This window comes from Lacticaseibacillus brantae DSM 23927 (assembly GCF_001436115.1).
GTDB lineage: Bacteria > Bacillota > Bacilli > Lactobacillales > Lactobacillaceae > Lacticaseibacillus > Lacticaseibacillus brantae.
Genome location: NZ_AYZQ01000006.1, coordinates 48,213 through 55,040 on the forward strand (window position 1 = coordinate 48,213; position 6,828 = coordinate 55,040).

General features: G+C 45.9%; 7 protein-coding genes. 6 read left to right on the forward strand and 1 reads right to left on the reverse strand.

All coding sequences use genetic code 11. The features are described 5' to 3' along the window. Positions 1-130 precede the first annotated feature (130 nt). The 6 genes from FC34_RS09350 (at position 131) to FC34_RS09780 (ending at position 6,602) form a co-directional block, all read left to right on the forward strand. Positions 131-934 (forward strand): helix-turn-helix transcriptional regulator, encoded by an 804-nt coding sequence (locus FC34_RS09350; protein WP_057895171.1) that lies wholly within the window; start codon positions 131-133, stop codon positions 932-934. 129 nt (positions 935-1,063) lie between these two features. Continuing rightward, the gene (locus FC34_RS09355) at positions 1,064-2,386 is read left to right on the forward strand and encodes a carbohydrate ABC transporter substrate-binding protein (protein ID WP_057895172.1); all 1,323 of its coding nucleotides are present in this window, start codon (positions 1,064-1,066) and stop codon (positions 2,384-2,386) included. 77 nt (positions 2,387-2,463) lie between these two features. Then, positions 2,464-3,360: a carbohydrate ABC transporter permease gene (locus FC34_RS09360; protein ID WP_057895173.1), complete on the forward strand. Its 897-nt coding sequence runs from the start codon at positions 2,464-2,466 to the stop codon at positions 3,358-3,360. 15 nt (positions 3,361-3,375) lie between these two features. Then, positions 3,376-4,269: a carbohydrate ABC transporter permease gene (locus FC34_RS09365; protein ID WP_057895174.1), complete on the forward strand. Its 894-nt coding sequence runs from the start codon at positions 3,376-3,378 to the stop codon at positions 4,267-4,269. Positions 4,270-4,275: 6 nt separating this feature from the next. Beyond that, on the forward strand, positions 4,276-6,438 hold the full coding sequence (gene gnpA / locus FC34_RS09370) for a 1,3-beta-galactosyl-N-acetylhexosamine phosphorylase (RefSeq protein WP_057895175.1): 2,163 nt from the start codon (positions 4,276-4,278) through the stop codon (positions 6,436-6,438). Next, positions 6,435-6,602, forward strand: coding sequence for a DUF6903 family protein (locus FC34_RS09780; RefSeq protein WP_169790027.1), 168 nt, complete (start codon positions 6,435-6,437; stop codon positions 6,600-6,602). The genes gnpA and FC34_RS09780 overlap by 4 nt, the downstream gene beginning before the upstream one ends. Positions 6,603-6,604: 2 nt before the next feature. Here FC34_RS09780 and FC34_RS09840 read toward each other — a convergent pair. Next, positions 6,605-6,828 (reverse strand): hypothetical protein (locus tag FC34_RS09840; RefSeq protein WP_235803420.1); only part of this gene is annotated, 224 nt, incomplete at its 5' end.

Here is a 6,828-nt window from a genome sequence, read left to right on the forward strand (position 1 = left end):
GGCGAAAAGAGCGCTTCAGGTCAATTCCTGAGGCGCTCTTTTTAGGAAAAGTGGTCTAGACGTTCTAATTAACAAGAGAACGCAAACAGCGTTATAATGAAAGCGATACCGGGGGAGGAGGCCAAGTTGGATGGTTGCACCAAGTGGACTGACAACGGAAACGCTGTCAGTCATCTATATCCGCGAATCCGAGTATTCAGAACAGGATTGGCATAGTACGATGCATTCACATTATTTTACCGAGATGCTATATGTGACCGCTGGAGAGGGCGCGATGCAGTTTGATGATCACCGAGAAATCTTGACGGCGAATTCGGTGATTGTTGTCAACCCGTATGTACGCCATACGGAGGTGTCCACGGCAGATAAGCCGCTGAGCTATATCGTCCTGGGTGTGGATGATATTCGCCTGGCCAAGGATGAGATGTTAGTTGAGAACTTCTATTTGTTCACTGATCATAGCAAGGAGATTCTGCCCTTGCTCAACTTAATGCTGGTTGAGGATCAACGGCAATTGCAAGGGTATGAGCGGGTTAAGCGGCAGCTTGCCAGCGTGGTGGTGCAATTGTTTCTGCGGGCGACCGAGATTCACCTCGTCAGCCCAGTCGACCGCGTGCCACGGGATGGTCAACTGGTCAAGGCGTATCTGGATGCCCACTTTAAAGAGCGGTTGAGTCTGGAAAGCTTATCAAAGGCACTTCATTTCGACAAGTTCTACATTATCCATGTGTTCAAGAAAGCCTTTAATGACACGCCGATGAACTACGTCACTCGCCAGCGCATTGAAGCCAGTCAAGATTTATTGCGCAACACAGATTATGCGATTGGCCAAATTGCAATGATCACGGGCTTTGAATCACAATCTTACTTTAATCAGATTTTTCGGGCGAAAACGCAGATGTCGCCATCCGCTTTTCGCCAAGCCCACAAATAGATTTTAGGTAAATATTTACCAATCAATATTCCTAAAATTTGTGACAACTTATTTATAGATTAAGCGCTTACATCTTGGTACACTTAGCACAGTTAAGGAATGCAATTATATTTTAGGAGGAGATACAGCATGAAAAAGCGTTTGGTATTCGCAGTCATGGCGACTGCTGCAGTGTCATTAATCTTAGCAGCCTGTGGCTCAAGTAAGAGCTCAAGCAGCACTTCAACATCATCTTCAGACAGCAAAACTTTGAAAGTTGCTGCCCTTGAAGGCGGGTATGGTGCCGATGTTTGGAAGCAAGTCGCAAAGGATTTCGAAGCTGCAAATCCTGGTGTCAAAGTTAAGTTGACCATCGACAAGAAATTGGAATCTGTTATCAGTCCTCAAATGAAGGCTGGCGATTATCCTGATGTTGTTCACTTGGCAACGGGCCGTCCTGATGGGTTGACCGAAACCATGATCAAGGGCAACAACATGGAAAACATCTCTGATGTGATGAACATGAAGATTCCTGGCGAAAGCAAGACCGTTAAAGATGTGATTCGTCCAGGGTTTGACGGCACATTAGCTACCGAACCTTATGGCGACGGCAAGACTTATATGATGCCAATGTTCTACGCCCCAACTGGTCTCTTCTATAACAAGGCATTGTTGAAGGAAAATGGTTGGTCAGTGCCTAAGACTTGGGACGAAATGATTGCCCTGGGTCAAAAGGCGAAAGCAAAGGGCATTTCATTATTCACTTATCCAACAACTGGCTACATGGATAGCTTATCTTACTCATTGCTTGCTGACATCGGTGGTAAGGATTACTTCAACAAGGCAATGGCCTATGACCATGACGCTTGGTCTGGCAGCAACGGGACCAAGTACTTTGATTCTGTTGGTCAATTGTTGAAGCAAACTGCAAGCACCACTGTTGCTAACGCTAACAACGAAAACTACCGTAAGAACCAACAATTGATTCTTGATAACAAAGCACTCTTCATGCCTAATGGGACCTGGGTTGTTGATGAAATGAAGGATGCACCTCGGGCTAAGGGCTTCGAATGGGGCTTTACCGCATTACCAGGGATTAAAGCTGACGATCAATATGCATACACATACTTTGAACAAATTTGGGTACCAAAGGCTGCTAAGAACAAGACTTTAGCAAAAAAATTCATCGCCTTCATGTACTCAGATAAAGCTGCTAAAGACTTCTTAAAGGGTGGCGCCGTTCAACCTATTAAGACAATCGACTCACAATTAACTGCACAACAAAAGACTTTCTACGATGTTTATAACCAAGGTGCTAAGGTCTTGGTTGGTGGCTTCAAGAATGCCAAGGCTGTTGAAGGGGTTAACTGGACTGATACCCTCTTTGGCGAAATGACATCTGTCACAAGTGGTTCTAAGTCTGTCAAGTCATGGCAGAGTGATGTTGTCAAAGCAGCAGATCAACTTCGCTAATCAGCGAGTTTGATTAAATGAGGTGAAGAGGCGGAGAGTAATCTTTCCGCCTCTTCGTTGTTAAAGGAGGAAGTTTTATGACAGGATCAAACTCTGCACGGACGCGTTTCATTTGGCTTTGCCTGTCACCAGCGGTTATTCTCATGGCGATTTTCATGCTGTATCCGGTAGTCTCAGTTTTCCAGATGTCCCTGTACAAGTGGGGCGGCTACAGTCCGGATAAGCAATTCGTTGGATTCGATAACTTCAAAATCCTGGCTGGCGATATGAACTTCATCCGCTCGTTCCAAAATACGATTCTATTGATTGTTGTGGTTACAGTGTTCACGTTAGCGTTCGCACTGGTTTTTGCGGCAATTCTCACGCGGGTGAAATTTAAAGGGATTGGTTTATTCCGAGTAATTTTCTACATTCCTAATATTTTATCAATTGTTGTTATCTCAGCGATGTTCTCTGCGATTTATGATCCAACCCAAGGTCTGTTGAATAGCTTCTTGCGGCTCTTCCATCCTGCTAACTGGGCTGGTATCCAATGGCTGGGGAACGAGAAAATCGTCATCTTCTCGCTGGCAATCACGTTAATCTGGCAAGCCATTGGGTACTACATGGTGATGTACATGTCCAGTATGGCCAGCATTCCTGAAGACCTTTATGAAAGTTCAGCATTGGACGGTGCTGGGGTGTTGAAGCAGTTCTTCAGCATTACCTTGCCATTGACTTGGAGCACCATCCGGACAACCCTGACCTTCTTCGTAATTAGTACCATCAACTTAAGTTTCTTGTTGGTGACTGCGATGACAGGCGGCGGACCAAATGGATCCACTGAAGTCTTCTTAAGCTACATGTATAAGCAAGCAAATACCAACAGTGCTTATGGGTATGGGATGGCAATTGGTGTGGTTGTCTTCGGCTTTTCATTCATTTTGTCAGCCGTTCTGCAAGCCATTACCAAACGCGATATTTACGAATTCTAAAAAGGGGGTCAGGATATGGATTCAGTTCACGCAAGCAAAGAAAACAAACGCGCACAGCGCTGGTATAAGTTCTTCGTCTATCTGGTGTTAATTATTCTTGCGATTACTATCGTGGTCCCAATCGCTTGGGTCTTTATGGCAAGTGTTAAGAGTAATCCAGAATTTTATGGCAATCCTTGGACGTTGCCAAAGCATTTTGAATGGAACAACTTCGTGTCAGCTTGGACCACTGCCGGAATGGGTCGGTATTTGGGTAATTCAGTCTTCGTGACCGCCCTGGCATTAGTTTTGTTGATTATTATTGCTTTACCAGCTTCGTACGTCTTGGCTCGGTTTAAGTTTATCGGCCAGAAGTTCTGGAATGGGTATTTCATGGTGGGTTTGTTCATCAATGCCAACTACATCGTTGTTCCAATTTTCCTGATGTTATTGGGCGGCGATCAGTTCCTACAACGGACGCTCGGCTCAACATTCTTCTTGAATAATTTATGGGTGCTGGCTCTGGTTTATGCGGCAACAGCGCTGCCATTCACCATCTATCTATTGACTAACTACTTCAGAACGCTACCACAGAGTTTTGAAGAAGCAGCGTATATTGATGGCGCGGGCTATATGAAGACGTTCTTGAGTGTCATGGCCCCAATGGCTCGGCCATCAATCATTACCGTTATTCTGTTTAACTTCTTATCATTTTGGAATGAATATATCATGGCCTTGACCCTGATTCCTGGGGCTAACAAGACCTTACCAGTTGGGTTGTTGAACTTGTCCGCCGCACAAAAGTCTGCTCAGAATTATGGGCAGTTATATGCCGGCTTGGTCATTGTGATGCTGCCAACCCTGATTCTGTATATTTTGGTTCAAAAACAATTAACCAAGGGAATGACCGTTGGTGGTGTAAAGGGGTAGACAAAGATGACTAAAGGACAATTAACCATCCCAAGTGATGAGAATTTCTTTGACGCCACAAAAGCATTAATTGAGAAATGGGGCGCCGATGCCATCCGTGATTCTGATGGCACAAAACTTGATCCAGAATTAAAAACATTGAGTATGAAGTTTTATAGTACGTACTTTGTGGCCCGCGGGCACAACGATTTCGCTAAAGCCCACATGGACACCACTCAGGAACTGTACTTGATGTCAAAGCGGACGTTAGGCGCCGAAACAAGTTTAGCGATTCCGTTTATGGCAGAGTACTATGATCAACAAATTCAGCCAAACTACAACAATGATCCAAAGGTCTATTGGGAAGTCATTGATCGGACGACTGGCGAGGTCGTCGCACCAGAGCGTTGGCTTGTTGATCAAAATGACAACGTGGTGACCATTGCGGATTCAGTGCCGTATCACGAGTACACGGTTAGTTTCTTGGCCTATATGATTTGGGATCCCACTGAGATGTACAATCATTTGACCAATGACTGGGGTGATAAGGAACATGAGATTCCGTTTGATGTCCGGCAGCCAGGCGCGGCCGACTTCATGCAGAACTTCTTAAAAGAATGGTTACCAGCAAACCCTGAGATTGACGTGGTTCGCTTTACCACCTTCTTCTATCATTTCACACTGGTTTTTGATCAGCACGCCCGTGAGAAGTTCGTGGATTGGCTTGGCTATGGCGGGACCGTTTCTGTCGCTGCACTAGAAGCTTTCGAGAAGGTTCATGGCTATCGGCTGCGACCAGAAGACTTTGTGGATGCAGGTTTCTATAACTCGACGTTTCGGCCACCAAGCCAACATTACTTAGATTATATTGATTTCATCCAACGCTTTGTCAGCGACCAAGCCAAGATTTTGGTCGACATGGTACACGCGGCAGGCAAAGAAGCCATGATGTTCTTAGGGGACAACTGGATTGGTGCCGAACCTTATGGCCCATACTTCAAAGAAATCGGGCTCGATTCAGTGGTCGGCTCTGTCGGCAACGGGATTACCTTGCGTCTGATTGCTGATATTCCTGGCGTTAAATATACTGAGGGTCGGTTCTTGCCATACTTTTTCCCGGATGTCTTTCATGAAGGAAACGATCCAGTGATTGAAGCTCGCACGAATTGGTTAACTGCTCGCCGAGCAATCATGCGCAAGCCGCTTGATCGGATTGGCTATGGTGGTTATTTGAAATTGGCTAACCAATTCCCTGAGTTTGTGGACTATGTGACCCACGTTGCTGACGAGTTCCGCGACATTTATCAGCGGATTCATGACGTCAAACCTTACTCAGGATTGAAGGTTGGGATTTTAAACAGCTGGGGGAAACTACGCAGTTGGCAACCATTTATCGTGGCTCACGGCAAGTGGTATCAACAAACGTATTCCTATGAAGGCGTGCTAGAAGCGCTGTCCGGTGCAGCGGTGGATGTGTCATTCCTCAGTTTTAGTGACATTTTGGCCAATGGTATTCCTGAAGACTTAGATGTCATTATCAATGTCGGCGCCGCTGGTACAGCCTTCTCTGGTGGCGATATCTGGCGCAATGAACAGCTGGTGACAATGATGCGGCAATGGGTTGCTGCTGGACATGGTTTCGTCGGCATTGGCGAACCCACTGCTACATTGGTTCCTTACCAGGGCCGGCGGTTCCAGTTAGCTGATGTCTTGGGTGTTGATCAGGAAATTGGCTATGGCTTGTCCACAGACCGCTATGACGTGCCAGTGGACGCTGCGGCCAAAGCGTTCATTGTCGGCGCCTTGCCATTGGACTTTGGCGAAGGAGCCCGGGGGTTGTTCCCAATCGGGGATGCCACCACTGTCGTCAAGGAGGATCATGATACGCGCTTGGTGACGAATGACTATGGTGCGGGCCGCGGGGTCTATCTGGCTGGCTTACCATTTTCACCAACGAATGCCAACCTGTTATTGCGGGCCCTGTATTATGCAGCCCATCAGGAGCAATCGTTGAATCAGTATTATGCTGAGAATCCGAATGTCGAAGTTAATGCTTATCCGAGTGCCGGTTTGATTGCCATTTTGAACAATACAAACGAGCATCAAACGAGTGCCGTGTATCTGAATGGACATCAAACGAATGTCGATTTGGTACCTGGAGAAATCAGATGGGAGCGTGAGGCAGAATGAGTACTGTTGCAAAAGGAATTCTAAATGTGGTGTTATTCATCGCTTTCATGACGATGGTGATTTTAGGGCAACGCTCGATTGGCTATGCTGGCCTTTCTGTGATGATGGTTGGTCTTATCGGCCTTTTAGCACAGTTGTGGGCATATAATCGGCATTACCGTTAAGGTCATTTAAACCGGCTTGGGGATTTGCTCCGGGCCGGTTTTTGTGTGGCATTGAATTGATTTTCAGAAAAAGGTTGACGCCGCTTTTGAAAGTTGTTAAAGTGTTTAAGTTGTCTTTTGAAGAAATCAGCGCCAAGCGTTGAAAAATTAAATGTTGACAGCGAAGTCTTGCGATGGTATATTGTTAATGTTGTCGCTTGACAAAGTAGTCCTTTGAAAACTGAAC

Excerpts from the sequence above, each read along its gene's own strand:
- FC34_RS09350 (WP_057895171.1), top strand. The coding sequence starts at position 131 with ATGGTTGCACCAAGTGGACTGACAACGGAAACGCTGTCAGTCATCTAT.
- FC34_RS09355 (WP_057895172.1), top strand. The coding sequence starts at position 1,064 with ATGAAAAAGCGTTTGGTATTCGCAGTCATGGCGACTGCTGCAGTGTCA.
- FC34_RS09360 (WP_057895173.1), top strand. The coding sequence starts at position 2,464 with ATGACAGGATCAAACTCTGCACGGACGCGTTTCATTTGGCTTTGCCTG.
- FC34_RS09365 (WP_057895174.1), top strand. The coding sequence starts at position 3,376 with ATGGATTCAGTTCACGCAAGCAAAGAAAACAAACGCGCACAGCGCTGG.
- gnpA (WP_057895175.1), top strand. The coding sequence starts at position 4,276 with ATGACTAAAGGACAATTAACCATCCCAAGTGATGAGAATTTCTTTGAC.
- FC34_RS09780 (WP_169790027.1), top strand. The coding sequence starts at position 6,435 with ATGAGTACTGTTGCAAAAGGAATTCTAAATGTGGTGTTATTCATCGCT.